The organism is Aliagarivorans taiwanensis DSM 22990 (genome assembly GCF_000429505.1).
Classification (GTDB): Bacteria; Pseudomonadota; Gammaproteobacteria; order Enterobacterales; family Celerinatantimonadaceae; genus Aliagarivorans; species Aliagarivorans taiwanensis.
The window spans coordinates 114,356-139,008 of sequence record NZ_AUBZ01000004.1 but is presented as its reverse complement, the minus strand read 5'-3'; the positions used below and the strand labels follow the sequence as shown (position 1 = coordinate 139,008).

The window sequence follows — 24,653 nt, the reverse complement described above, 5'->3', positions numbered from 1 at the left end:
TTATATTAAGAGTCTGGGTGTAAATAATCCAGCGGCGTAACTGACAGATAAGATTGAGATAGCCTTGGGTTTTGATTAAAGTTGCCGACAATTTCTCAGAGGATAGCGATATGAGCAGCGGTCGATTATTTATAGTAGCCACCCCGATTGGTAATTTGTCGGATATCACCTACCGAGCGGTCGAGGTGTTGGGTGAGGTCGACGTGATTGCGGCAGAAGACACCCGCAACACCAAGCGCTTGCTACAGCATTACAATATATCGACGCATTGTGTCGCGGTGCACGACCATAACGAACAGCAAAAGCGTCAGTGGTTGGAGCAAACCTTGCGTGATGGCAAAGACGTCGCGTTGGTTTCTGATGCGGGCACGCCGCTTATCAATGATCCCGGCTATCATCTGGTGGCACATTGCCAAGCTGAAGGCTTGCAGGTGGTGCCTATCCCCGGCGCTTGTGCGGCAATCGCAGCCTTGTGTGCAGCAGGTCTGCCGACGGACCGCTTTAGCTATCAAGGCTTCTTGCCTGCTAAAACCAAAGGTCGTCAGGATAAACTCAATGCGTTGAAGCAAGAGCCGGCCACGGTAGTGTTCTACGAATCGCCCCATCGTATTCTCGACAGCCTTAAAGATATTGTTGCCTGCTTGGGTGAAGCGCGCCGGGTGGTGCTAGCCCGCGAACTCACCAAAACCTTCGAGACGATCCGCTCCTTGCCCGCCGGTGAACTGCTTGAATGGGTTCAGTCCGATGCCAACCAACAGCGCGGCGAGATGGTGCTGATTATCGAAGGCCATAAAAGCGATGCCAGCGAGCTTCCTCAACAAGCGCTGGACACCTTAAAGGTGCTTAAAGCCGAGTTACCATTGAAGAAAGCCGCCGCGCTTACTGCCCAGATCTACGGCGTCAAGAAGAATGCCCTCTATGATTACGGGCTAAATCACCTTTAACGGTTCATTTGCGTTAGCGGCTCTGCTATAGTCCGCCCCCGGAGTTGGCCAGACAATCGCTGCTTCGTCGTTGTGTTCTTCGGACAGACGGGCGAAGGGGAGGAAAGTCCGGGCTCCATAGGGTAGGGTGCCAGGTAACGCCTGGGGGGCGAAAGCCCACGACAAGTGCAGCAGAGAGAAGACCGCCGATGGCCCGGCTCTTAGGAGTGGGTGCACAGGTAAGGCTGAAAGGGTGCGGTAAGAGCGCACCGCGCGACTGGTAACAGCTCGCGGCGAGGTAAACTCCACCCGGAGCAAGGCCAAATAGGCCCCCGTACGGCGCGACCCGCGTTGGGGGCGGGTAGGCTGCTTGAGCCAGTGAGCGATCGCTGGCCTAGACGAATGGTTGTCCACGACAGAACCCGGCTTATCGGCCAACTCCCATCATTTTAAAGCTCGCATCACCCATCGGTGGTGCGAGCTTTTTACTTTTCTTGGAAGGTAGATTCGCAACGGTTGCGGCCAGATGATCCAAGCTGAGAGTTTTTCGCAAGCATTCGCGAGTTCGCGGCGGCTGATCTCCAAGTCGCGCTGGTTGGATCGCTAAAGGCTATTCATCGAAGTTATCGCTCACTCTCTGAGCGATTAGCCGCAGTTGAGCTTTTTTATTTAAAGCTGAAATAAAGCTCGCTTTGTTATCAAGGGATTAGTGATGATCCCGCGCCACCTCTGGCTTTTTTGTGCTGTTTGTTTGGTGAGCTGGCTTGCAAAGGTAACAACTCGTCCTTAAACTTAGTCCAAAGTGGGATAAAGTGGATCATTGTGGATCTCTATCCAATTTCAGTGGGACTAAATGCCTAATTAGGGACAACACCAGCCATGTTGCGCGGAGCCAGTTCAATCAACCTAGACGCGAAGGGGCGGCTAACCATGCCGACCCGGTATCGCCAATGGTTGCTGGACGAGTGCCAAGGGCAGATGGTGTGCACCATCGATATCAATCACCGCTGCTTGTTGCTGTACCCACTGAACGAATGGGAAGACATAGAAAGGAAACTAAGAAAGCTTTCCAGCATGAACCCGGCCGAACGCCGTCTGCAACGTTTGTTGCTGGGCTATGCCGATGATTGCGATATGGACAAAAACGGACGTTTATTGATTCCCCCGCCGCTCAGGCAGCACGCTGAGTTGGATAAAAAAATTATGTTGGTGGGGCAGCTGAACAAGTTTGAATTGTGGTCTGAATTGCAGTGGCAGCAACAGATTGCGGACGACCTGACGCTGGATGAAGAAGTAGACATGTTAAGCGCTAATTTAAAAGACTTTTCACTATAGATGACTAACCAATTCTCACATACCTCGGTGCTGTTGCAAGAGTGCATCGATGGACTAGCAATCAAGCCTGACGGGATCTACGTCGATGGCACTTTTGGCCGTGGCGGTCACTCGCGCGCGGTGTTGGCCGAGCTTGGCGAGCAAGGGCGCTTGATCGCCATCGATCGCGATCCGCAAGCCATCCAAGCGGCAGAGGCCTTGGCTGATGACTCGCGTTTCCAGATCGTGCATGGCGGCTTCTCGGGCATTGCTGAGTATATGGAAGTGTTGGGGCTAAGTGGGAAGATCGACGGCGTATTGCTCGACTTAGGCGTGTCGTCGCCACAGCTCGATGATGCCGAGCGCGGCTTTAGCTTCTTGCGCGATGGTCCTCTGGACATGCGCATGGACACCAGCAAAGGCCAAACCGCAGCGCAGTGGCTGGCGACAGCCGATGAAGACGATATTTGTTGGGTCATTAAAACCTTTGGTGAGGAGCGCTTTGGCAAACGTATCGCCCACGCCATCGTTAATCACCGTGTTGAAGAGCCGATTGAGCGCACCCTGCAGCTGGCGGCGATTATCGACAAGGCGGTGCCGGTCAAAGACAAGTTCAAGCACCCGGCAACCCGTAGCTTCCAGGCCATTCGTATGTACATCAACTCCGAGCTGGAAGAGATTGAAACCGCATTAGCAGGCGCGGTGAAGGTGCTGGCACCAGAGGGGCGCTTGGCAGTGATTAGCTTCCACTCGCTGGAAGATCGCATGGTAAAACGCTTCATTCGCAAGCAAGAACAGGGGCAGAGCTTTCCGCGCGGGCTGCCACTGACTGCCGAGCAACTGTCACAAGGCAAGACCATGAAGAAAGTGGGCAAGGCAATTAAGCCATCAGCAGCCGAGCTAGAGGTTAACCCGCGTGCTCGTAGCTCTGTGTTGAGGGTCGCGCAGCGCCTGGCATGAGTGAGCAAGCTGGTCGGCAGCCCAATTTACTGCGGCTGATTGCCAAAGATGTCTGGCGTTCGCGCGGACATCTTTTGTTGTTATTAGCGGCATTGGTGAGCGCGCTGGCGGTGGTGTGGACCACCCACCAAACGCGCTTACTGGTAGAACAACGTGAGCGCTTGATGTTGGAGCGCGACGAATTAAATGTGGAGTGGCGACATCTGCTGATTGAGCAGAATGCTCTGGCAGAACATAGCCGGATTGAGAGCATGGCGCGCAAGCGTTTGGATATGCATCGACCCAAATTGGAAGAACAGGTGGTGGTCTCAAGACCATGAATAAACGAAATAGCAAACCGGAATTGCTGATCAAATGGCGCTACTACCTGGTAGTCGCTGTGATCTGTCTGGTGTTTGCCTCGTTAGCAGGACGGGCCGCCTATATCCAAGTGATCGCGCCAGAGCGCTTGGTGTATGAGGGCGACCTGCGTTCCATCCGCACTAAAACCAGCCGCGCTGAGCGTGGCATCATTACCGATCGTTTTGGCCGAGAGCTGGCGGTGAGCGTACCGGTCAGCGCCATCTGGGCCGACCCCAAGATCATCCACGACCAAAACAGCCTCTTGAAGCGCCAGTCCTGGCAAGCTCTGGCCAAAGTGCTGGAAACCGATATCGACAACCTGCAGGCGCGTGTCAAAGACCCGCAACGCCGATTTGTCTACTTGCAGCGTCAAGTTAGTCCGGCCGTTGCTGACTACGTAAAAAAACTTCGCATCAAAGGCATCAATGTTAAGCCTGAGTCACGTCGCTTCTACCCAACTGGTGAAGTGAGCGCTCACCTTGTTGGCTTTACCAATATCGATGACCTTGGTCAGGAAGGGGTAGAGCGCAGCTACAACGACTGGCTAACCGGTCAGCCCGGTCAGCGCCGGGTGCGTAAAGACCGCACCGGACGGGTGATTGAAGATCTAGCGATTATCAAAGAGCGTGAAGATGCCCAGCACATTCAGCTGAGCATCGATCAGCGAGTGCAAGCGCTGGCCTACCGTGAGTTGAAAAAGGCCGTGGCAGAAACCAAAGCCACCTCTGGCAGCGTGGTGGTGCTGGATATCGCTACCGGCGAGGTGCTGGCGATGGCCAATAGCCCGTCTTTCAATCCTAATGACCGAGGTCAGCTGCAAAGCTATCGCTACCGCAACCGAGCGCTGACCGATGCCTACGAGCCGGGCTCTACCGCCAAGCCCTTTACTATGTTGGCGGCGCTCGAGAATCACTTGGTTAGCGAAGATACGATCATCGATACCTCACCGGGCTGGCGTCAGATTGGCGGCCAGCGGGTGCGCGATGCACGCAACTATGGCGAGATTGATATGGCCACTGCGATGCAAAAATCCAGCAACGTAGTGACCAGTCAACTGGCCGATGAGGTTGGCGTTGAAGGCATGCTCGATACCCTCTACAAGCTAGGTTTTGGCAACGACAGCGGCCTGGGCTTGGTGGGCGAGTCGGCTGGCTATATGCCGCAGCGCCGTCGTTGGTCTGATTTTGAACTGGCTACCTTGTCGTTCGGCTACGGGGTGATGGTGACGCCGCTTCAGTTGGCGCAGGCCTATGCAACCTTGGGCTCTGGTGGCGTGTATCGTCCTATCTCGATTATTAAGTTGGAGCAGGGCAATCCGGGGCAGCAAGTGTTTAGCGAAGGCTCGGCGCGCAGTGTGTTGAATATGCTGGAGCATGTGGTGCATCCAGAAGGCACCGGCAGCCGCGCGGCGGTAGATGGTTATCGCGTGGCGGGTAAAACCGGTACTTCGCGTAAAGCGGTACGCGGCGGCTATGGCGATGACTATGTGGCGGTGTTTGCAGGCGTCGCGCCGGTGAGCAACCCTCGCCTGGCCATCGCGGTGTTTATCAACGAGCCACAAACCGACAGTTACTCCGGTGGCGCTGTGGCGGCGCCGGTATTTTCGAAAGTTATGCAGGGAGGCCTGCAGTACCTCAACGTCGCGCCTGACGCGCTAGACAGCCGGGTAGTGCAGTTAAACGGGGGAGGCAGTAATGACTCGTGAATTATCCTCGCTGCTAGCGCAGTTCGCGATTGAACAGGCGCCGAAGCAAGCCTTCAATCACCTCAACCTGGATAGCCGTGCCATCCAAACTGGCGATATCTTTGTCGCCATTAACGGCCATCAGGTCGATGGTCGTAAGTACATCGCATCGGCTATCAATCAAGGCGCTGTGGCGATTATCGAAGAGGCCGAGAGTGAGCAGGCCCATGGTCAAGTGCGCTGGATTGATGCAGTACCTGTGATTGCCTTCTGGCGTTTACCTTCGCGCTTGTCCCAGCTGGCCCAGTGTTGCTACTTCCCTGATGGCAATCCGTTGACTGTGATTGGTGTGACAGGTACCAATGGCAAGAGCACCATTACCCACTTGATTGCCGCGTTGGCAGCGCAGCTGGGGGTACCGGCTGCTGTAATGGGCACCTTGGGCAATGGTAAGCCGGGCAGTTTGGTTGAGAGTGCCAATACCACCGGCGATGCGATCTCGGTACAGCGCCAGCTGGCGGAGTTTGCCGAGCAAGGTATCGAGTGGGTGGCGATGGAAGTCTCCTCCCATGGCTTGGTGCAAGGGCGAGTGGCCAGCGTGCCATTCAAGCTGGCGCTGTTTAGCAACCTCAGCCAAGACCACCTTGATTACCACGGCGACATGGCCGAATATGGCAAAGCTAAACAGATGTTGTTTGATTGGCCGAGTCTGGAGCATCGCTTGATCAATGCCGATGATGGCTTTGGTAAGCAGCTGTTACAGCACTATTCCACTGCGAAGTCTTTGTCTCTTGAAGACAGTAGCGCCGACTTCCAATTAACCGAGCTGCGCTTTAGCGCCAGTGGTGCTCAAGGCGAGCTGCTCAGCCCCTATAACCTGCAGCGCGCGCTGAATTGGCAAACCCCGCTACTTGGACGTTTTAACGCCGAGAACATGCTGGCAGCTATTGCGGCCTGTGCCTGTTTGGGGTTACCGCTGGAAGCGCTGCTGCAAGCCAGCGCGAACGCCCCGGCGGTGCCCGGTCGGATGGAGATGTTCCAAGCCGATATCAGCGTGGTGGTTGATTACTCGCACACCCCCGATGCGTTGGACAAAGCCCTGCAAGCGCTACGCCTGCACTGCCTCGGCCAGTTATGGTGTGTATTCGGCTGTGGTGGTGACCGCGATGCCGGTAAACGCCCGTTGATGGCCCAAGCGGCAGAGCGCGGTGCCGACAAGGTAATCATTACCGACGATAACCCCCGTTTTGAAGATCCAGCAGCCATCGTGCGCGATACCCTGGCCGGTCTTAGCCAGCCCGAGTTGGCACAAGTTGAACATAACCGAGAGAAAGCCATTGCCCTGGCCATCACCCAAGCGCAAGCGGGAGACATGATTTTGGTGGCGGGTAAAGGCCATGAGGACTACCAGATTTACGCCAGTGAGAAGATTTGTCTTGATGACCGAGAGGTGGTCAAGTCACTACTGGAGGCGCACCGATGATCCGCTTACACCTTAGCGAACTATTGGATGCGGTCGGCGGCACCCTGATGGGCAACGACTGCGAGGTGGCTGCAGTCTCCACCGATACCCGCCAAGCGATGCCTGAAGCGCTGTTTATTGCGCTTAATGGTGCCAACTTTGATGCCCATAACTTTGTCGATGATGCCGAGGAACAAGGCGCAGCGGCCTTGCTGGTTGAACGTAAAGTAGACTCAACCTTGCCGCAGGTGTTAGTCGACGATACCCGGATCGCGATGGGGCAACTGGCGGCCTACCTGCGCAAGCGTCTGAACGTGCCTTGCTGCGGGATTACCGGCAGCAACGGTAAAACCTCGGTGAAAGAGATGGTTACCGCCATCTTGTCGCAACAGGCTAATGTGCTTTCTACTAACGGCAATTTTAACAACGATATCGGCGTACCGCTGACCTTGTTGCGCTTTGAAGAGCAGCATCAGCTCGGGGTTATCGAGATGGGCGCCAACCACCGTGGTGAGATTGCCTATACCGCGAGCTTGGTCGAGCCAAAAGTTGCGCTGATCAACAACGTGTCTGCTGCGCATATCGAAGGCTTTGGTTCGCAACAAGGCGTGGTGATCGCAAAATCAGAGCTATTCCAACAGCTCGATGCCTCGGGCCTGGCGATCTGTGAGCTACACAGCAGCTACCGCTGCGACCTTGAAGCTGCCGCAGGCGAAGCCTCGCTGCAGTACTTCGATTTCAGCGATACCGCCGCCGATTACTACGCCAGCGACTTTGAAGATTTGGGCGTTGCGGGTAGTCGTTTTGTCATTCACTCCCCTTATGGTCAGGTTGCGGTGAGCTTGGCGCTTGCGGGTGAGCACAACGTCAAAAATGCCCTCGCCGCCAGTGCAATGGCTCTAGCCATGGGAGCCAGCTTGGAGGATGTGCCCGCTGGGCTTGCTAGCCTGCAAGCGGTGCCCGGTCGTTTAGCAAAATCCCAGCTGAGTGAGCAAGTGACCTTGGTGGATGATAGCTACAACGCTAACCCGGCGTCATTTAACGCAGCGATGCAATTACTTGCCGGTTTCGACGGTGATAAGTTCTTGATTGCTGGGCAAATGGGAGAGATGGGCGAGCAGTCGGAACAAGCCCACGAAGATTTGGTCACGCAAGCTCTTGACAGCGGGCTTCGCTTGTATTGTTATGGCCGGTCTTTTTGCGCCCCTCTACGGAAACATGACCGGGAGAATGCGCTTTATTCGACTCATCAAGACTTGTTCGATCAGCTATTCGCTGATCTCAAAAATAGCAGCGCACCCTGTATGGTGCTGGTTAAAGGATCAAGAAGTAGTCAAATGGAGCAAATTGTGGCGCGACTCCAGCAGCAGTATAAAGAGGGGTTCCCATGTTAGTCTGGCTGGCTGAGTATCTTCAGCAGTATTTCAGTGCATTTTCGCTGTTTGGCTTCTTAACCTTTAGAGCCATCGTCAGTGTGCTGACCGCCTTGGTGTTTGGCCTATTGATGGGGCCAAAGCTGATCCGCCGCCTACAGTTATTGCAGATTGGCCAAACGGTGCGTACCGATGGCCCGCAATCACACTTGAGTAAATCTGGTACGCCCACCATGGGCGGCGTGCTGATCTTAGCATCGGTGTTCCTGTCGACCCTGCTATGGGCGCGCCTGGACAACCCTTATGTGTGGGTGATGCTGTTCGTATTTGGTAGCTACGGCGCTATCGGCTTTGTTGATGACTATCGCAAAGTGGTGCGCAAAGACCCGGCTGGTTTGATTGCCCGCTGGAAGTACTTCTGGCAATCGGTTGTGGCACTGGTGGTAGCGGTATACCTGTTCTGGTCAGCTGACACAGCGGCCCAGACCCAGCTGGTATTGCCGTTTGTTAAAGAGATTATGCCGCAGCTGGGCTGGCTGTTTATCCCGCTGACCTATTTCGTGATTGTTGGCAGCTCGAATGCGGTCAATCTCACCGATGGCCTCGATGGCTTGGCAATCATGCCGAGCGTGATGGTAGCGGCAGCGTTTGCCTTTATCGCCTACCTCACCGGCAACATTAACTTCGCCAACTACCTGTTTATCCCCTATGTGCCAGAAACCAGCGAGCTGGTAATCGTGTGTATGGCCATGGTGGGCGCGGGTCTGGCATTCCTATGGTTTAACACCTACCCAGCCCAAGTCTTTATGGGCGATGTGGGCTCACTGGCACTGGGTGCGGCACTTGGCGTGGTAGCAGTGCTGGTGCGTCAGGAATTCTTGTTAGTGGTGATGGGCGGCGTATTTGTGATGGAGACCGTGTCGGTCATCCTGCAGGTGGGCTCGTACAAGCTTCGTGGTGAGCGGATCTTCCGCATGGCACCTATTCACCATCACTACGAACTGAAAGGTTGGCCAGAGCCGCGCGTGATAGTGCGTTTCTGGATTATCTCATTGATTTTGGTACTTGTTGGCTTGGCCACTCTCAAGGTGCGCTAAGCAAAGAGGAATGGATGCAGCAACTTAACCCACAACTAAGTTATGTGGTAATCGGTCTGGGACAGACCGGGCTTAGCTGTGTCCGTTTTCTGCTGAGCAAAGGGGTTACGCCTTTTGTATGCGATACCCGCGCGAGCGCGCCGGGGGCCGACCAGTTGCCTGCCGATGTTGCGCTCCACTGTGGCCCATTGGATGAACAGGTATTGGCCAAGGCCGATGTACTGATCGTCAGCCCGGGGATTGCCTTGAGCCACCCGGTACTGCAGGCAATGGCTGAGCAGGGTAAATCGCTGATTGGCGACGTTGAGGTATTCTGCTGGTACGCCAAGGCACCAGTGATTGCGATTACCGGTTCAAACGGCAAGAGCACCGTGACCAGCTTAGTGGGCGAGATGGCCAAGCAAGCCGGTCGCAAGGTCGAGGTGGCGGGCAACATCGGCATTCCTGTATTGGATGTGGTCGATGACAGCGTTGAGCTGTACGTACTCGAGCTGTCCAGCTTCCAGCTTGAAACCACCCATAGTCTGCGCGCTGCAGCAGCAACCCTGCTGAACCTCAGTGAAGACCATATGGATCGCTACGAGGGGCTGGCGGATTACGCGGCGGCCAAGCAAGTGATCTACCAAGGCGCTCAGCTGGCAGTGGTGAACCTAGACGACGACCAGAGCGCGCCGAGCACCAACGTCAGCACTCAGCGTTGCTTCAGTATCGAGCGCAGCGCTGCCGATTATGCCCTGATTGATGGCCAACTGGTGGTTGATGGTGAGGCGGTGGTCAGCGTGGATGCCTTGCAGTTGGTGGGCGAGCATAACTACGCTAATGCCCTGGCGGCTCTGGCGCTCGCCGATGCAGTAGCGCTTCCGCACGCCGCCGCAATTGAGGCTCTTAAGCGCTATCAAGGTTTGGCGCATCGCTCGCAGCTGGTATCGCGCAAGCTTGGCAAACAATGGATTAATGACTCTAAGGCGACCAACGTTGGCGCTACCCTGGCGGCATTGCAGGGCATGCGAAAACAGGCGGCGCAGCTGTGGTTGATCGTCGGTGGAGACAGCAAGCAAGGCGAGCTCGATGCGCTGCAAGCGCCGTTTGCGCAGCTCGCTGGTGTGGTGGCCTTCGGTCGAGATAAAGCGCGCTTTAAAGCGCTGCATCCGGCCACAGAGCTTGTCGATGACCTGTCGCAAGCGTTGAGCTGGTGTCATAACCACAGCCAGACTGGCGATACCATCATGCTGTCACCAGCCTGTGCCAGCTTGGATATGTACCCGAATTTTGAAAAGCGTGGCGAGCACTTTGCTGCGTTGGTGGAGGCGCTATGAGTGTACTTGCGCGCCTAACTCTGCCAAAACCGCGTCTGCCGCAAATTAGCTTGCCGCAGCTAAGTCTGCCTGGCTGGCTGAAATCAGATGACTCGCGCGCCAGTGAGGTGCTCTACGATCGCGGCCTGTTATGGCTATCGCTGTGTTTGATGGTGATGGGGCTGATTATGGTGGCCTCGGCATCTATCCCAGAAGGGCTCAACTTAAGCGACGATCCGTTCCGTTTTGCTAAACGCCATGTGGTCTATCTGATTTTGTGTTTGTGCGCCATGGCGGTGGTGGTACAGCTACCGATCCGCTGGTGGCAGGCGAGCAGTACTTGGCTGCTACTTGCGTCCTTGGCATTGCTAGTGCTGGTATTGCTGATTGGCCGCAACGTTAACGGCAGTGTCCGTTGGATTGGCCTTGGCCCCGTTAACCTACAGCCGGCAGAGTTCGCCAAGCTAGCCTTGTTGGCCTATCTGGCGGCTTACTTGGTGCGTCGCCAAGAACAAGTGCGTGAGAACCTGAAGGGCTTTTTGAAGCCCTTGGTGGTGTTCTTCCTGCTGGCCTTCTTGATTCTGGCGCAGCCCGATTTGGGCAGTGTGGTGGTGATGTTTGTGGCGACGGTGGGAATGCTGTTCCTGGCCGGTGCCAAGTTGATCCAGTTCTTTAGTTTGATTTTCGTTGGCGGCGTTGCAGTGGTGGCTTTGATTGTGACCGCGCCCTACCGAATGCGCCGTATGACCAGCTTTGTAAACCCGTGGGAAGACCCATTCGGTAGTGGTTATCAGCTTACTCAGTCGCTGATGGCCTTTGGCCGTGGCAACTGGTTTGGCGAAGGGCTGGGGAACTCGATTCAAAAGCTCGAGTATCTGCCAGAGGCCCACACCGACTTTGTGGTGGCAGTGCTGGCCGAAGAGCTGGGCTTTAGTGGCGTGTTGATCGTGCTAGCGCTGCTGATTGCCTTAGTAATGAAGGCGATGAATATTGGCCGTCGTGCACTCGCCCAGCAGCAGGCATATGCCGGCTATCTGGCCTGCGGGATCGCTATCTGGTTTAGTTTCCAGACCATGGTAAATATCGGTGCGGCATCAGGGTTGTTGCCGACCAAGGGCTTGACCCTACCGTTGATTAGCTACGGTGGTTCGAGCTTGTTAGTGATGTCGGTAGCAGTCGGGATTTTGCTGCGGATTGACCACGAACTACGGCTTGAGCAGTGCCAAGCCTACACGAGGGATGGTCATGACTAAACCCGGACGTATCTTAGTGATGGCCGGCGGCACCGGCGGCCATGTGTTCCCCGGACTGGCGGTAGCGAAGAAGCTGCAGTCACAAGGCTGGGAAGTGTTATGGCTCGGCACCGCCGAGCGGATGGAAGCGCAGTTGGTGCCCAAGCACGGCTTCGAGATCGCCTTTATCGATATCAAAGGCGTGCGTGGCAATGGTATCGCTCGCAAGCTGGCTGCACCGTTCAAGCTGCTTAACGCGGTGCGCCAAGCGCGCAGTATCATCCAGCGTTTTAAGCCGGATGTGGTGCTGGGAATGGGCGGCTATGCCAGCGGCCCTGGCGGTATTGCGGCGTGGCTCAGCGGCATTCCTTTGGTGCTGCATGAACAGAACGCGGCGGCGGGTATGACCAACCGCTATTTGGCCAAGGTGGCCGCCAAGGTCATGCTGGCCTTTCCCGGGGCGCTGCCAGACAAGGGCAAAACCCAAGTGGTGGGTAATCCGGTGCGCAAGGAGCTGTTAGAGCTGATCAGTGCGCCGCGCGAAGCGCAGCCCTACCGCCTGCTGGTGATTGGCGGCAGCTTAGGCGCGCAGGTGTTTAATCAGGTGTTGCCCGAGGCTTTGGCCAAGACCGAGCAACGCCCAGAGGTGCGCCACCAAGTGGGGCGCCACAAACTGGAGGATTGCCTAGCCGCTTACACCCACGCTGGGTTTAATGTAGATGCTGACGATAAGCTCCAGGTTACTGAATTTATTGATGATATGTCTGAAGCCTATGAGTGGGCGGATGTGATACTCTGCCGGGCTGGCGCGTTAACCGTGTCGGAAGTGGCGGTGGTTGGTCTACCCGCCATCTTCGTGCCGCTGCCCTACGCAGTTGACGATCATCAAACTAAAAATGCCCGCTATCTGGTGGATGCGGGGGCAGCCAGCTTGCTGCCACAAAACGAATTTGAGCCGCAGCGGATCGCGGACTTGTTGGATGAATTTGCTGATCCCGCGGTGCGCAAGCAGCGTGCGGAACAAGCGAAACAATGTGCAGTGCGCGATGCTACGGAGCGAGTAGCCGCGGCCTGCCAAGCGTTAAGAAAGAGTGCCTAATGACTAAAGTTGAGTTGGCTGAATTGCGAACCATGATCCCGGAAATGCGCCGGGTTAAGCGGATCCACTTCGTGGGGATCGGCGGCGCGGGTATGGGCGGTATTGCAGAAGTATTGGCCAATGAAGGCTATCAGATCACCGGATCTGACCAGGCCGAAAGCCCGATGACCAAGCGTCTGGAACAAGCCGGCGCCACAGTTTTCTTCGGCCATGATGCCGAGAACGTGCTAGATGCCAACGTGGTCGTGGTCTCTACCGCGATCCGTGAAGACAACCCGGAAGTACAAGCGGCGCGTGCAGCGCGTATTCCGGTGGTGCGCCGTGCTGAGATGCTGGCCGAGTTGATGCGCTATCGCCATGGCGTAGCGGTGGCGGGTACCCACGGTAAAACCACCACCACCAGTTTGATTGCCAGCATCTATGGTGAAGCAGAGCGCGATCCAACCTTCGTGATCGGTGGCCTGCTGAATAGTGCGGGCACCAATGCGCGGCTTGGCTCTAGCCGTTACTTGATCGCCGAAGCCGACGAGAGCGATGCATCGTTCCTGCACCTGCAGCCGATGGTTGCGGTGGTCACCAATATCGAAGCTGACCATATGGAAACCTATGGCGGCGATGAAGCCAAGCTACATGCCACTTTTATTGATTTCCTACATAACCTGCCGTTCTACGGCATCGCCGTAATGTGTATCGATGATGAAGGCGTACAGGCGGTACTGTCACAAGTGGGTCGTCAGGTAATTACCTATGGCTTTAGCGAGCAGGCCGATGTGCGCATCTGCGACTTCAGCCAAATCGGCCAGCGTTGCCGTTTTGTGGTTGAGCGCCAAGACGGCGACGCCTTGCAGATCGAACTAAACATGCCGGGCAAGCACAACGCCTTGAACGCCGCAGCGGCGATTGCCGTTGCCAGCGAAGACGGTATCGAAGATGAGGCAATTCTGGCTGCCCTGAATAGCTTTGAAGGGATCGGCCGCCGCTTCCAGCAATACGGTGAGTTTGCCACCGAGCGCGGTGATGTATTGCTGGTGGATGATTACGGCCATCACCCAACCGAAGTGTTGGCCACCTTGAAAGCTGCTCGTGCCGCATGGCCAGAGCGCCGCTTGGTTATGGCCTTCCAGCCGCACCGCTACACCCGTACCCGCGACCTCTACGAAGACTTCGTGGATGTGCTGGCGCAACTCGATTGCCTGTTGCTGTTGGAAGTCTACTCTGCCGGCGAAGATGTGATCCCCGGTGCCGATAGCCGAGCACTGTGCCGCAGCCTGCGCCAGCGTGGCTTAGAGCCCATTTATGTGAAGCAGCCAAGCGATCTGCCTGCAGCGCTTGCTGAGGTACTGCAAGACCAAGACGTGGTGATTACCCAAGGTGCCGGCAACATCGGTGCGCTAGCTAAACAGCTAGGTGCATTGAAGTTGGATATTAAAGCAATGCTGGAGGTGGGCGCATGAGTCAGTTCGGTAAGGTTGCCGTGCTGTTCGGCGGCGACTCAGCAGAGCGAGAGGTGTCGCTGAACTCCGGTAAAGCGGTACTCTCCGGTCTGCAGCGCGCCGGTATCGACGCCCATGGAGTGGATACTCAAGGCTTCGAGTTGGGCGAGCTAAAACAACAAGGCTTTGAGCGCGCCTTTATCGCCCTGCATGGCCGCGGCGGTGAAGACGGCACCTTGCAAGGCGCACTGGAGTATCTGGGCATTCCTTATACCGGTAGCGGCGTGCTGGGCAGTGCCTTGGCGATGGACAAGATCCGCTGTAAGCAGCTTTGGCAAACTCTGGAGCTACCTACTGCGCACTATGCGATTGTTGAGCAAAGTAGCTACCGCCGCGAGCAAGCCGCTGGCCTGATGGCTGAGTTCAGCGGTGATGTGATTGTAAAACCGGCGCTGGAAGGCTCCAGCATTGGTATGGCCAAGGCCAGCAATGCCAAAGAGTTGGCTGAAGCGCTGGATGAAGCCTTTAAGTTTGATTCGCGGGTGCTGGTTGAAGCCTGGATTACTGGTCCTGAGTACACCGTGGCGGTATTGGGTGGCAAAGCGCTGCCTTCGATTCGCATGCAGACGCCACACACCTTTTATGATTATCAGGCCAAGTATAAGAGCACCAGTACTGAGTACTTCTGCCCAAGTGGCCTGAGTGAGCAGGACGAAGCCGAGCTCGGCGAGTTGGCTGTAGCAGCGTTTCAGGCCGTGGGCTGCGAAGCGTGGGGCCGAGTGGACTTTATGCGCGATGAGCTGGGCAATTGGTACTTGCTTGAGGTGAATACTGCGCCGGGCATGACCGAGACCAGCTTGGTGCCGAAAGCGGCCGCGGCTGCCGGGATGAGCTTTGAGAAGCTGGTGGAGAATGTGCTGGAGATGACCCTCTAGCATGGACGCTCAAGCTCAACAGTTTGACTGGAAGTATTGGGCGGGTTTGGGCTTTTTTATCGCTGTATTGCTCAGCGTGTTGGGCGGCTGTATTGCGACCTATCGGCACCTGAGCGATAAACAGCTACAGCCGATGAGCAAGCTGTATATCAGTGGTCAGCGTGGCTATGTGCTTGACCAAGAGTTGCAACAAGCTCTGGCTGAGCTGCCAGAGGCGGGCAACTTCTTTACCCTCGATGTGAATGAGGTGAAGGACAAGCTGGAGCAGCTGCCGTGGGTTAAACAGGTCACGGTGCGCAAGTCTTGGCCCGACAAACTGCGGGTCGGCTTACAGCAACAGCAAGTCGCGGCGCGCTGGAACAAGGCGGCGCTGCTTAACCGCCAAGGGGAGATCTTCGATGCGCCCCATGAACGGATTCAGCAGCCTTTAGCGCTGCTAAGTGGCCCTGATGATCAGGCGCCACAAGTGTTGCAGGTCTACCAAGAGTTGCAGCAGCTGTTAGACACCCGTCAGCTAAGCCTGGCGGCGGTGAGCCTCAGTGACCGACATGCCTGGTCACTCAAGCTTACCGATGGAGTGACCCTGGAACTGGGACAAGACGATCGGGTTAATCGTCTTAAGCGGTTTTTGGCGCTCTATCCGCAGTTGGATAGCGCAGCCATTGCCTACATCGACTTACGTTATGACACCGGCTTTGCGGTCGGTTGGAAGCAAGAAGAAGGTTTATTGGTAGATGACCAAGGTAACGGATAGAAAGCTGATTGTTGGTCTGGATATTGGCAGCGCCAAGATCACCACATTGATTGGCGAGGTACTACCCGGCGATGAGATGAACATTATCGGCGTAGGCAGTCATGACGCCCAGGGAATGGACAAGGGTGGGGTGAACGACCTCGACTCGGTGGTGAAGACGGTGCAAAAGGCCTTATACGAAGCCGAGCATATGGCGGACTGCAAGATCAGCTCGGTCTATCTGGGGGTGAGTGGCCACCATATCCGCTGCCTGAATGAAAAAGGCATGGTGCCGATTGGCGACGAAGAAGTGACGCAGGATGACGTGGACAACGCCATCCATACCGCCAAGTCGATCAAGCTGCCTGACGAGCATCGCATCCTGCATGTGTTGCCGCAGGAGTTCTCCATCGACTACCAGGAAGGCATCAAGAACCCGATTGGCCTGTCTGGCGTGCGAATGGAAGCCAAGGTGCACTTGATTACCTGTCATAACGACATGGTGAAGAACATCGTAAAGTGCGTAGAGCGCTGCGATCTCAAAGTTGACCAGCTGATCTTCTCGGCGTTGGCATCGAGCTACTCGGTGCTGACCGAAGATGAAAAAGAGTTGGGCGTGTGCCTGGTGGATATCGGCTCAGGCACCATGGATATTGCGATTTATACCGATGGCGCACTACGCCACACCTCGGTGGTGCCGTTTGCCGGCAACTCGGTAACCCGGGATATCGCCACGGTGTTTGGCACGCCGTTGGGTGATGCCGAGGCAATCAAAGTACGCTATGGCTGCGCGTTAGGCCAGATGGTAAGTCGTGAAGACACCATTGAAGTACCCAGCGTCGGCGGTCGACCAGCGCGCTGCTTGCAGCGTCAAACGTTAGCGGAGGTGATTGAGCCTCGCTACAGCGAATTATTCAGCATGATTAAGTCCAAGCTGGACGAAGTCTCTGACGATCTGATCGCTCAGGGTGACAAGTTACAGCTCGGGGCTGGTGTGGTGCTGACCGGTGGTGCGGCACAAATCGAGGGCATCGTGGAATGCGCCGAAAGTGTGTTGCAGTGTCAGGTACGAGTGGGAACTCCATTGCGGGTTAGCGGTCTCACCGAATACGTACAGGCGCCCACCTATTCCACCGCCGTAGGTTTGTTGCATTACGGTATGGAAAATCAACAAGTTAGACCTATTGAACAGAAGCAAATCTCTGTGGTGAGCAATATGATGAAACAGCTCCACAGTTGGTTTAAAGGTGAGTTTTAAGTTTTTGCCAGTGCGGCGGAACAAGCGGAGAGAGAACCATGTTAGAAATTATTGATGCGGAAAATCATACCGATGAGGCGGTAATCAAAGTTGTTGGCGTAGGCGGCGGCGGCGGTAACGCGGTTGAGCATATGGTGGCCCAGTCCATCGAAGGTGTCGACTTCATTACCATCAACACCGATGCCCAGGCACTGCGTAACTCCAGTGCTGACAACACCATCCAAATCGGTAGCACCATTACCAAGGGCTTGGGAGCTGGTGCAAACCCAGAGGTGGGTCGTGAGGCTGCCTTGGAAGATCGCGAAGCGATCATGAGCCAGCTGCAAGGTGCCGATATGGTATTTATTGCGGCAGGTATGGGCGGTGGTACCGGCACCGGTGCGGCACCTGTGGTGGCAGAAGTTGCCAAGGAGCTGGACATTCTTACCGTTGCGGTAGTGACCAAGCCATTTAGCTTTGAAGGTAAAAAGCGTACCAGCTATGCCAGCCAAGGCATCGAGATGCTGGCCAAGCATGTGGACTCACTGATTACCATTCCTAACGACAAGCTGCTTAAGGTGTTGGGCCGTGGCGTGTCACTGCTGGATGCCTTCAAAGAAGCCAACAATGTATTGCTGGGCGCAGTACAGGGTATTGCAGAGCTGATTACTCGCTCTGGTCTGATCAACGTTGACTTTGCAGACGTTCGCACCGTGATGCGTGAGATGGGCACTGCGATGATGGGCACAGGTATTGCAAGCGGTGAAGACCGTGCAGAGCAAGCTGCCGACATGGCGATTTCTAGCCCGCTGCTAGAAGATGTCGATTTGGCAGGTGCACGCGGCATCTTGGTAAACATCACCGCTGGCTTCGATATGGGTATCGAAGAATTCGAAACTGTGGGTAATGCCGTTAAAGCTTTTGCCTCTGAGAACGCTACAGTAGTTGTGGGTGCAGTACTTGACCCAGAAATGAGCGATGAGCTGCGTGTGACTGTTGTTGCTACCGGTATTGGCACCGAGCGTCGTCCTGAGATGACTATTGTTAAGCCTCAGCAACAAGCGGTTAACGCACCGACCGTTCAGCCAGAAACTGCCAGCGATGAAGCGCCAGTGATTGAGCAGAAAGTCGCAGTGGGTAACGGTGAGACGCGTAACACTGGAAATGAGGGCGCGTACCTGGATATCCCGGCATTTTTGCGCCGCCAAGCAGATTAAAATATCAGCTTGCGATTAAAATGTAGTCAAAATGTGTGACCAACACATATTTTGTGTTAAGATGTCCGACCATTTAGAGATTCTTTGGTCGTAACGCAGGAGTTAAATCTATGATCAAACAGCGAACACTAGCGAAGTCGGTTGAAGCGACAGGCGTAGGTTTGCATTCAGGAAACAAGGTCACTATTACCTTGCGTCCTGCACCAGCGAATACTGGTGTGCTGTTTAATCGAGTTGATCTCGAGCCTGCCGTGACCATTCCGGCAAGCGCAGAGTTGGTGCGTGAAACCACCCTGTGTACTTGCTTGATTGATGACAATGGTGAAAAAGTTTCTACCGTAGAGCACTTTATGGCGGCGATCGCTGCCTTTGGTATCGACAACCTGATCGTGGATGTGGATGCCCCTGAGCTGCCGATTATGGATGGAAGCGCCAGTCCCTTCGTGTATCTGCTGCAAACAGCGGGTGTCGAAGAGCAAAATGCGGCTAAGAAGTTCATCCGCATTAAACAGCCTATCCGAGTTGAAGCTGATGATAAGTGGGCTGAGTTGCTACCAAGCAACGAAGGCTTCACCGCTGACTTCGCGATTGATTTCGACCACCCGGCCATGAAAGGTCGGAACCAACAGCTGAGCATGCAGATTAATGCTGGTCAGTTTGTGAAGGAACTCTCGCGGGCGCGTACCTTTGGCTTTATGCGTGACATTGAGTTTTTGCAGTCGCGTAATCTGTGCTTGGGTGGCGGTTTGGACAACGCCATTGTTCTGGATGAGTACCGGATCCTTAACGAAGACGGTTTGCGTTACGACGACGAGTTCGTTAAACACAAGCTGCTAGACGCCGTGGGTGATTTGTATCTGGCGGGCTATCCGATTCTAGGCCATCTCCGCGCCTTTAAATCGGGCCACGCCCTAAACAACGCTCTGGTTAGAGAGATGATGGCTAACCAAGAAGCGTGGGAACTGGTCACCTTCGAAGAGCAGGCAGATGCGCCTGTTGCGGTTCAACAAACTGCCTACTCGTTCTAACGCATCAACCTTAGTTTGCGGTGCTGGCTACTTCTCTCCCGCCAGCGCCGCCAATTTCTTAAGCTTTTCAGCTAACTCCCCGCCTACACGCTCTGATACTTCTGTGATGTGCTTCGCCGCCGTCGGGCTTAATTGCTGTTTCGCCGTGCTTTTTGGCGCTGCTTCTGGTTTAATGCTGTTCAGCTTTGGATTAATTTTAATGTCTAGGCTAACCACGCCGGGCAAGGCTTGACGAAAGCGGCTCAAGAGGTCAAAACGCAGCTGTTTCAGGCGGTTTTGCCATGCAGCGCTTGGTGCTTCAATTAATATCACCCCCTGACGGGCATAACTGGCTCTGCAGTTATCTAAGTGAAATTCAGTCAGTACCGCGCCAGCGGCCTGTTGAAACTGCTGTTTGTTATTAATTTGAGCTTCTAAGTGAGAAAACTGCTTCTGATGCAGTAATTTCGAAAGCTCGAGTGGTTGGTGCTGACGTTTAGACATAGTAACGCATATTGGCGATGAAACTCCGTTTAGTATACGCCCATAAGGGCCAGACCAAAACGCTACGCTTGCATCCCTTCAGCATTGTTTGGCTGACGGCACTGTTGTGCCTGCTTGCCGGTGCCGCCATCTACTGGGGTAGTGCGCAGTACCGCCAGCTATCCTCGCAAAATCACGCCTACCAGCTGGAGCTGCAGACTCTTCGACAACAGGTATTGCAGCAAGCAGAGATTCAGCCCGAGCAAGTCAAACTACTGTCATCTCAAGTCGGTATATTGCGCGCCGAAGTCAGCAAGCTAAAACAGGCCGGGGCGCGTTTAGCCGATGATGAAGAGCTAGCAGAGGCGTTGAATCAGCGCCTTGAGTCTTACTCAGACCTCAGCTTCGAGCCTGAACTACCCGACTCCTCGATGGCACAAGGTGGCCCGATGCTGGACTATCGCCAACAGTTTCCTGAGTTAAATAGTATCTACCAAGGCTTGGCGGGGATTGAACTAGATCTCAATCAAAGCAAAAAACAACTGGGGGTGCTTGAATCTTGGCAACAGCGCCACCATCTGCAAAGTGATAGTTATTTGTCTGGATGGCCCTCCTACGGTGAAGGCGTGTGGCTGTCTTCGCGCTTTGGCTCGCGTATCGACCCCTTCACTGGGAGGCAGTCGTTTCACCGCGGGGTGGACATTGCAGGGGCCGAAGGTACCCCCATCTACGCAGTTGGCGCTGGTGTGGTAGTGCGGGCCGGCGATCATTTCGGCTACGGCAAGTTGGTAGAGATTGAACACGGCGATGGGATGGTGACGCGCTATGCCCACGCCAGCGATGTACTGGTTGCTGCTGGCGACACGGTTGCCAAAGGGCAGGAAGTTGCATTAATGGGAAGCACTGGGCGCTCCACAGGCCCACACGTGCATTTTGAAGTATTGCGTCATGGACGTCCGCTGAATCCGAGCAAATATATTTATCGTAAGGCTCGCGGATAGCGACTTGGAATTCGAGAACTAGAAAGTAACAACATGATTAGTAAATTAGTAACCAAAGTAATCGGTACACGCAACGATCGTACGATCAAGAAGTTGCGCAAAGTGGTCAAGCTGATCAACCAGCTTGAGCCGGACTTTGAAAAGCTATCTGCCGAAGAGCTAAAAGCCAAGACTCAAGAGTTCCGTGACCGCCTGGAGAAAGGCGAAAATCTGGATGCCTTGATTCCAGAAGCGTTTGCCACGGTACGTGAAGCTTCTAAACGCGTGTTCGGCATGCGTCACTTCGACGTGCAGCTGGTGGGCGGTATGGTGCTTAACGAGCACCAAATCGCTGAGATGCGCACCGGTGAGGGTAAAACCCTGACCGCAACCCTGCCAGCCTATCTGAATGCACTAAGTGGCGAAGGCGTTCACGTGATTACCGTGAACGACTACCTGGCCCGTCGTGACGCCGAGTGGAATCGCCCATTGTTCGAATACCTGGGCATGACCGTTTCGGTGAACGTGGCCGGTATGGACCACGAGGCTAAGAAAGAAGCCTACGCTGCCGACATCACCTACGGTACCAACAACGAATTTGGCTTCGATTACCTGCGCGACAACATGGCCTTTGTGCCAGAGCAGCGTGTGCAGCGTCCGCTTAACTATGCGGTAGTCGATGAAGTGGACTCGATCCTGATCGACGAAGCACGTACCCCGCTGATTATCTCTGGCCCTGCGGAAGACAGCTCGGAGCTGTACCGCAAGATCAACGACGTTATCCCACTGTTGGTCCGCCAAGAAGAGGAAGATAGCGAAGAAAAGATCGGTGATGGTCACTACACAGTCGATGAGAAGAACAAGCAGGTTCACCTGACTGAAAATGGCCAGGTGTTTGTAGAAGATACCCTCAAGCAGCGCGGTATGCTGGAGCAGGACGATTCGCTGTACAACGCGGCGAACATTAGCCTGTTGCACCATGTGAATGCGGCGCTACGTGCCCACACCCTATTCGAGAAAGACGTTGATTACATTGTAAGCCCTGAGGGCGAGATCGTGATCGTTGACGAGCACACCGGCCGTACTATGCCGGGGCGTCGTTGGTCGGAAGGCCTGCACCAGGCCGTTGAAGCCAAAGAAGGCGTGAAGATCCAGAACGAGAACCAAACGCTGGCATCGATCACCTTCCAGAACTACTTCCGTTTGTACCAGAAGCTAGCCGGTATGACCGGTACTGCTGATACCGAAGCCTTCGAATTCCAAAGCATCTACGGTTTGAACACCGTGGTGGTACCAACCAACAAACCGATGGTGCGTGATGACCGTGGTGACTTGGTCTACCTGACCGCCGAAGAGAAATACGAAGCGATTATCGCGGACATCAACGAGTGTGTTGCGGCGGGTCGCCCGGTATTGGTGGGTACGGTATCGATTGAAAACTCAGAGCTTATCTCAAGCATTCTGAAGAAACAGAAGATCAAGCACCAAGTACTTAACGCCAAGTTCCACGAGAAAGAAGCAACCATCGTTGCTGAAGCGGGTCTGCCGGGTGCGGTAACCATCGCTACCAACATGGCGGGGCGTGGTACCGATATTGTACTGGGCGGTAGCCTGCAGGCTGAGCTGGATGCGCTAGACAACCCAAGCGAGCATCAGATTGCGGACATCAAGCAGAAGTGGCAAGTGCGCCACGACGCGGTGCTTGCCAACGGCGGTCTGCACATCATCGGTACTGAGCGTCACGAGTCACGCCGTATCGATAACCAGCTACGTGGTCGTGCTGGTCGTCAGGGTGATGCGGGCTCTTCACGCTTCTACCTGTCGATGGAAGACAGCCTGATGCGCATCTTTGCCTCTGACCGCGTAAGCGGCATGATGAAGAAGCTGGGCATGGAGCGTGGCGATGCCATCGAACACGTATGGGTAACGCGCGCCATTGAGAACGCTCAGCGTAAGGTTGAAGGCCGTAACTTCGATATTCGTAAGTCGCTGCTTGAGTTTGATGATGTGGCTAACGACCAGCGTAAGGTGGTCTATGAGCAACGTAACGAGCTAATGGACAGTGACGATATCTCTGAGACCATCGATCGTATTCGTGGCGATGTGTACAACGATGTTATCGACGGCTACATTCCGCCTCAGTCTCTGGAAGAGATGTGGGATGTGCCTGGACTGGAAACTCGCCTGAAGAGCGATTTCGGCTTGGAGCTACCGATCCAGAAATGGTTGGAAGAAGACGACAAGCTCTACGAAGAGAAGCTGCGCGATAAGATCCTTGAGTCTGCTGTTGCCGAGTACCAGCGTAAATCAGAAATCGTGGGCGAGAAGGCGATCCGCCAGTTCGAGAAGTCAGCGATGTTGCAGACCCTTGACCAGCTGTGGAAAGAGCACTTGGCGGCGATGGATCATCTACGTCAGGGCATTCACCTGCGTGGTTACGCTCAGAAAAATCCGAAGCAAGAGTACAAGCGCGAGTCGTTTGAGCTGTTCACCGAAATGCTGGAAGCGCTTAAGAGCGATGTCATCAGCATCCTGAGCCGGGTTCAGGTGCAGTCACAAGAAGAAGTGGCCGCTATGGAAGCCAAGCGCCAGGAAGCGGAACGTCGCGTAGCAGCGATGCGCCAGCAGCAACACCAGCAGGCGCAAGCCATGGCTGGAGAAGGTGACGAGCAAGCGCCAGCAGCGGCACAGCCGTTCCAGCGCGAAGGTGCAAAAGTGGGCCGTAACGACCCATGCCCATGTGGCTCTGGCAAGAAATACAAAAATTGTCATGGCAAGCTGAGTTAAGCTGCCGCTTGATGATTTGAAGGGGGAGCGTTTGCTCCCCTTTTTTGATCGTTGTCGCAGGTCGTGTTTGGCGCCCAAGAGGGGGCAGTAACAAGGAGTCAGCTATGGAAATACAGGTACTAGATGCTGAAGCACTGAGCGAGATTGCGCCCAGTGTAGAGGCGTTTTTGCAGCAAACCTTTGGTGAGCCCTTAGCCCTTGATATCAATTCTGAGCTGCTTTGCGCAGCGGTATTGCGAGAACAAGCGCAGCTAATCGGCTTCGGCCTGGCTTATCTGCGGGAGATGCAACAGGGTGATAGTGTGTTTAGCGCAGGCATTATCGGCTCCGTTGCGGTTGCGCCAGCACAGCGAGGGTGGGGCTACAGCAAAAAACTGATGGATGCGCTAGAGCAGCAGCTATGCGCAGCGGGTGCAGACAGTGCATTCCTGTTTGCCTATCAACCGGCTATCTATCGCTCCAGTGGTTTTGAGGCGCTAGAGATTCCGATCCGTTTCTTTGATAAGGCATCGGGCGCGCCGCAACAGTTTGTCTATCGCGGCGGCATGGTTAAGCTGTACTCAGGTAGTTTCTCTCTAAGCACTGAAACCATTGAGTTTAACGGATGTGTTTATTAGCCTGTCGGTGGCGAACGCTAGAGCGTAAATACAAGGATAAGAGATGAAAACTGTGAATGTTGCCGTTGGCGTGATCGTTCAGCAACAACAGATACTGTTGAGTAAACGCCATGCCTCACAGCATCAAGGGGGCCTATGGGAGTTTCCTGGTGGCAAGATTGAGCCTAAAGAGACGGTGCTAGAGGCGATGCAGCGCGAGCTACATGAAGAGCTGGGCATCGATATTGACGTTGGGCAGGCTAGCCATCTAATCGATATCTCCCATGACTATGGCGACAAGCAAGTATGCCTGCAGGTCTATATCATCCCGGCGTTTACTGGCAAGCCTGAGGGGCGAGAAGGGCAGCCTCTGCGTTGGGTGGCAAAGGCTGAGTTACTAACGCTGGCGTTCCCCGAAGCGAATCAGCCAATTGTTGAGTTGTTACAAGAGGCTCTATAACACT

At 54.9% G+C, this 24,653-nt stretch carries 22 protein-coding genes and 1 other RNA gene; 22 read left to right on the top strand and 1 reads right to left on the bottom strand.

Annotation, left to right across the window (positions count from 1 at the left end; translation table 11 throughout):
- Positions 1-110: 110 nt before the first annotated feature.
- From rsmI to lpxC, 18 genes are all read left to right on the top strand, one after another.
- Complete coding sequence (rsmI, locus tag G462_RS0104560) at positions 111-944, top strand: 16S rRNA (cytidine(1402)-2'-O)-methyltransferase (protein ID WP_026957939.1); 834 nt, start codon at positions 111-113, stop codon at positions 942-944.
- 40 nt (positions 945-984) lie between these two features.
- Positions 985-1,369, top strand: an RNA gene (gene rnpB, locus G462_RS23790) — RNase P RNA component class A.
- 433 nt (positions 1,370-1,802) lie between these two features.
- Complete coding sequence (gene mraZ, locus G462_RS0104555; RefSeq protein ID WP_026957938.1) at positions 1,803-2,258, top strand: division/cell wall cluster transcriptional repressor MraZ; 456 nt, start codon at positions 1,803-1,805, stop codon at positions 2,256-2,258.
- Complete coding sequence (gene rsmH / locus G462_RS0104550; protein ID WP_026957937.1) at positions 2,259-3,197, top strand: 16S rRNA (cytosine(1402)-N(4))-methyltransferase RsmH; 939 nt, start codon at positions 2,259-2,261, stop codon at positions 3,195-3,197.
- Complete coding sequence (gene ftsL, locus G462_RS0104545) at positions 3,194-3,517, top strand: cell division protein FtsL (RefSeq protein WP_026957936.1); 324 nt, start codon at positions 3,194-3,196, stop codon at positions 3,515-3,517. The genes rsmH and ftsL overlap by 4 nt, the downstream gene beginning before the upstream one ends.
- Positions 3,514-5,244 carry a penicillin-binding transpeptidase domain-containing protein gene (locus G462_RS0104540; protein WP_026957935.1) on the top strand — a complete coding sequence of 577 codons (1,731 nt, stop codon included), beginning with the start codon at positions 3,514-3,516 and terminating at the stop codon, positions 5,242-5,244. The genes ftsL and G462_RS0104540 overlap by 4 nt, the downstream gene beginning before the upstream one ends.
- Positions 5,234-6,706, top strand: coding sequence for a UDP-N-acetylmuramoyl-L-alanyl-D-glutamate--2,6-diaminopimelate ligase (gene murE, locus G462_RS0104535; RefSeq protein WP_026957934.1), 1,473 nt, complete (start codon positions 5,234-5,236; stop codon positions 6,704-6,706). Before G462_RS0104540 ends, murE begins: the two co-directional genes overlap by 11 nt.
- A complete protein-coding gene (locus G462_RS0104530; RefSeq protein WP_026957933.1) occupies positions 6,703-8,079 on the top strand; it encodes a UDP-N-acetylmuramoyl-tripeptide--D-alanyl-D-alanine ligase in 1,377 nt (458 codons plus the stop codon). The genes murE and G462_RS0104530 overlap by 4 nt, the downstream gene beginning before the upstream one ends.
- Complete coding sequence (gene mraY / locus G462_RS0104525) at positions 8,073-9,155, top strand: phospho-N-acetylmuramoyl-pentapeptide-transferase (RefSeq protein WP_026957932.1); 1,083 nt, start codon at positions 8,073-8,075, stop codon at positions 9,153-9,155. The genes G462_RS0104530 and mraY overlap by 7 nt, the downstream gene beginning before the upstream one ends.
- Positions 9,156-9,169: 14 nt before the next feature.
- Positions 9,170-10,471, top strand: a complete 1,302-nt coding sequence (gene murD / locus G462_RS0104520) for a UDP-N-acetylmuramoyl-L-alanine--D-glutamate ligase (protein WP_026957931.1) — start codon at positions 9,170-9,172, stop codon at positions 10,469-10,471.
- Positions 10,468-11,703: a cell division protein FtsW gene (gene ftsW / locus G462_RS0104515; RefSeq protein ID WP_035476756.1), complete on the top strand. Its 1,236-nt coding sequence runs from the start codon at positions 10,468-10,470 to the stop codon at positions 11,701-11,703. The genes murD and ftsW overlap by 4 nt, the downstream gene beginning before the upstream one ends.
- Positions 11,696-12,781, top strand: a complete 1,086-nt coding sequence (gene murG / locus G462_RS0104510) for an undecaprenyldiphospho-muramoylpentapeptide beta-N-acetylglucosaminyltransferase (protein ID WP_026957929.1) — start codon at positions 11,696-11,698, stop codon at positions 12,779-12,781. The genes ftsW and murG overlap by 8 nt, the downstream gene beginning before the upstream one ends.
- Entirely contained in the window at positions 12,781-14,235 is a 1,455-nt protein-coding gene (gene murC, locus G462_RS0104505) for a UDP-N-acetylmuramate--L-alanine ligase (protein WP_026957928.1), read from the top strand. Before murG ends, murC begins: the two co-directional genes overlap by 1 nt.
- Entirely contained in the window at positions 14,232-15,149 is a 918-nt protein-coding gene (locus G462_RS0104500; RefSeq protein WP_026957927.1) for a D-alanine--D-alanine ligase, read from the top strand. Before murC ends, G462_RS0104500 begins: the two co-directional genes overlap by 4 nt.
- Before the next feature lies 1 nt (position 15,150).
- Positions 15,151-15,903, top strand: coding sequence for a cell division protein FtsQ/DivIB (locus tag G462_RS0104495; protein WP_026957926.1), 753 nt, complete (start codon positions 15,151-15,153; stop codon positions 15,901-15,903).
- Positions 15,884-17,140, top strand: a complete 1,257-nt coding sequence (ftsA, locus tag G462_RS0104490; RefSeq protein ID WP_026957925.1) for a cell division protein FtsA — start codon at positions 15,884-15,886, stop codon at positions 17,138-17,140. Before G462_RS0104495 ends, ftsA begins: the two co-directional genes overlap by 20 nt.
- Positions 17,141-17,178: 38 nt before the next feature.
- Positions 17,179-18,336 (top strand): cell division protein FtsZ, encoded by a 1,158-nt coding sequence (gene ftsZ, locus G462_RS0104485; RefSeq protein WP_026957924.1) that lies wholly within the window; start codon positions 17,179-17,181, stop codon positions 18,334-18,336.
- Positions 18,337-18,446: 110 nt separating this feature from the next.
- Positions 18,447-19,364: a UDP-3-O-acyl-N-acetylglucosamine deacetylase gene (lpxC, locus tag G462_RS0104480; RefSeq protein WP_026957923.1), complete on the top strand. Its 918-nt coding sequence runs from the start codon at positions 18,447-18,449 to the stop codon at positions 19,362-19,364.
- A 27-nt stretch (positions 19,365-19,391) separates the two neighbouring features.
- Here the strand turns inward: lpxC and G462_RS21730 are convergent, their stop codons facing one another.
- The gene (locus G462_RS21730; protein ID WP_051326529.1) at positions 19,392-19,847 is read right to left on the bottom strand and encodes a DUF721 domain-containing protein; all 456 of its coding nucleotides are present in this window, start codon (positions 19,845-19,847) and stop codon (positions 19,392-19,394) included.
- A gap of 17 nt (positions 19,848-19,864) precedes the next feature.
- On the opposite strand from G462_RS21730, the gene G462_RS21725 reads away from it, so the two are divergent.
- The 4 genes from G462_RS21725 to mutT all read left to right on the top strand — a co-directional run bounded on the left by G462_RS21725 (position 19,865) and on the right by mutT (position 24,649).
- Positions 19,865-20,827, top strand: coding sequence for a M23 family metallopeptidase (locus G462_RS21725; protein WP_051326528.1), 963 nt, complete (start codon positions 19,865-19,867; stop codon positions 20,825-20,827).
- 33 nt (positions 20,828-20,860) lie between these two features.
- Positions 20,861-23,593, top strand: coding sequence for a preprotein translocase subunit SecA (gene secA, locus G462_RS0104465; RefSeq protein WP_026957922.1), 2,733 nt, complete (start codon positions 20,861-20,863; stop codon positions 23,591-23,593).
- Positions 23,594-23,697: 104 nt separating this feature from the next.
- Entirely contained in the window at positions 23,698-24,210 is a 513-nt protein-coding gene (locus G462_RS0104460) for a GNAT family N-acetyltransferase (RefSeq protein WP_026957921.1), read from the top strand.
- A 43-nt stretch (positions 24,211-24,253) separates the two neighbouring features.
- On the top strand, positions 24,254-24,649 hold the full coding sequence (gene mutT / locus G462_RS0104455) for an 8-oxo-dGTP diphosphatase MutT (RefSeq protein ID WP_026957920.1): 396 nt from the start codon (positions 24,254-24,256) through the stop codon (positions 24,647-24,649).
- The last annotated feature ends 4 nt before the right edge of the window (positions 24,650-24,653 follow it).